Below are 1,304 nucleotides of genomic sequence, written 5' to 3'. Positions count from 1 at the left end.
CGGTGTGCCGGGCCGCCGACCGGTGGGCGCGCGACGAGCGGCCCGCGCGGCGGCGCGCCGCGGTGGCGTACGGACTGCGCGTCGTGCCCATGCGGATCGGCCACGCGATGACGTCGGAGTACTTCTTGACCAGTTCCTTGATCTTCCATTCCGACGTGTAGTCGTGCAGGCCGTTCTCGGAATCCTCGGGCATCAGGTGCAGGGTCACGGAGCTGCCCTGCGGCGCCTCGTTCACATGCTCGAGCGTGTACGTGCCTTCGCCGGTCGACTCCCAGCGCGTCGCGTGATCTTCACCGGCGCGACGGGTCAGCAACGTGACCTTGTCCGCCACCATGAACGTGGAGTAGAAGCCGATGCCGAACTGACCGATCAGTTCTTCGGATGCCGCTGCATCCTTGGCTTCCTTGAGCTTACGACGCACCTCGGCGGTACCGGACTTGGCGAGCGTGCCGATCAGGTCGACGACCTCGTCACGCGACATGCCGATGCCGTTGTCGCGGATGGTCAGGGTGCGTGCCGCCTTGTCGATGTCGATCTCGATATGCAGATCGGAGACGTCGACGTCGAGGTCTTTGTCCTGGTACGACTCGAGGCGGAGTTTGTCCAGCGCGTCCGAAGCGTTGGAGATCAACTCACGAAGGAAGCTGTCCTTGTTCGTATAGATTGAATGAACCATCAGATCCAGCAGCTGACGTGTTTCTGCTTGGAACTCGAGCTGCTCGGTATGCGCGGTCACTTCGATCCCTTTCTCTTCTCGGACTGATCACAGGGATTTTACTCGACCTCGAATGCCGCGGGCCGCCCCCCGCACGGACAAGGGGAGGCCACGCGACCTGCGCATGACCTCCCGTTATCTTCACCCACCGATCTACTCGGTGACGTTCACCATCGAATAGTGCGAGACGCCGCCGGCCAGCACCCTGAGGTGATCGTCCGAAGCGCCCAGAGTGTGTTCGATGGCCACCAGCCGCGAGACGTAGTGCCCGACCGGATACTCGGCCGTCATTCCGATACCACCGTGCATCTGAATTGCTTCCTGACCGATCTGATGCGCAGCGCGACCGACAGCCAGCTTCGCTCGCGACGCGATGGTCGGATCGATCACACCGTCGGCGATGGCCATGGTGGCGTACAGACTCATGCTGCTCGCCAGTTCGAGAGCGACGTACATGTCGGCCGCACGATGCGTCAGCGTCTGGAACTTCGCGAGCGGAACACCGAACTGCTTGCGCTGCTTCAGATAATCCGTCGTCAGTCGGAGCGCTTCGGTCATGATTCCGATGGCCTCGGCACACAGAGCTGCC

The 1,304-nt window shown here is 62.4% G+C and carries 2 protein-coding genes; both read right to left on the bottom strand.

The features are described from left to right. Nucleotides 1–676, bottom strand: a 676-nt coding sequence (locus tag ABT116_RS47085; RefSeq protein WP_351647513.1) for an ATP-binding protein, incomplete at its 3' end; no start/stop codon positions are given. A 192-nt stretch (nucleotides 677–868) separates the two neighbouring features. After that, the coding region (locus ABT116_RS47080; protein WP_351647511.1) for an acyl-CoA dehydrogenase family protein at nucleotides 869–1,304 on the bottom strand (436 nt) is incomplete at its 5' end.

Origin of the sequence: Streptomyces sp. NPDC002130 (assembly GCF_040296465.1) — a bacterium.
In the GTDB taxonomy this organism is placed as follows: Bacteria; Actinomycetota; Actinomycetes; order Streptomycetales; family Streptomycetaceae; genus Streptomyces.
The sequence above is the reverse complement of the archived record's forward strand: the minus strand, read 5'-3'. Positions and strand labels throughout refer to the sequence as shown.